This is a genomic window from Alteromonas sp. KUL106, from assembly GCF_009811415.1.
Classification (GTDB): Bacteria; Pseudomonadota; Gammaproteobacteria; order Enterobacterales; family Alteromonadaceae; genus Alteromonas.
In genome coordinates this window covers 1-471 of sequence record NZ_BLIG01000088.1, presented here as the reverse complement: position 1 = coordinate 471, position 471 = coordinate 1, and the positions used below count along the sequence as shown (strand labels likewise).

The window sequence follows — 471 nt, the reverse complement described above, 5'->3', positions numbered from 1 at the left end:
AGTGAGCGCCAGCGAATGGCTACAGTTGTTTGTTAGCTGCAAAGCTCAAATTGACGAATGCCTCTCAGTTATAGAATAGACCATATCGCAGGTTTGACACTCGACTTCCCACGCGCCAAACCGTTGAGTAATGTGTAAATCACCTGAACATACTGGGCAAACTTGATCTTGAAAAGTGCTTGGTACGCTATCCCTCAAGCGCTTTGAAAATAACTTTAAGATAGGCCATAAGTTATCGTCTAATGTAATTCTTAAGTCATCTCTGAGTGCTTCACAAAACTCTATGAAAACAATCTCGTCGTGAGAGCTTTTAATCTTGGGGTCTTGGGTGAGTAAAGCAATTAAGTCTAGAATTTCTCTATAGCGTTCGGGATATCTATCTTTATCAATATTCTGCTTACAGTCCAGCAACTCTTCAATCGAATAGCTTGAAAAATCTGGCTTGCTCAAAAACTTCTCCTTGCAGCTAAC

Annotated in this window: 1 protein-coding gene; it reads right to left on the bottom strand. The window is 40.6% G+C overall.

All coding sequences use genetic code 11. The features are described from left to right. Positions 1 to 45: 45 nt before the first annotated feature. Positions 46 to 471: hypothetical protein (locus GVO63_RS19350; protein WP_236552226.1), on the bottom strand; the 426-nt coding region annotated here is incomplete at its 5' end.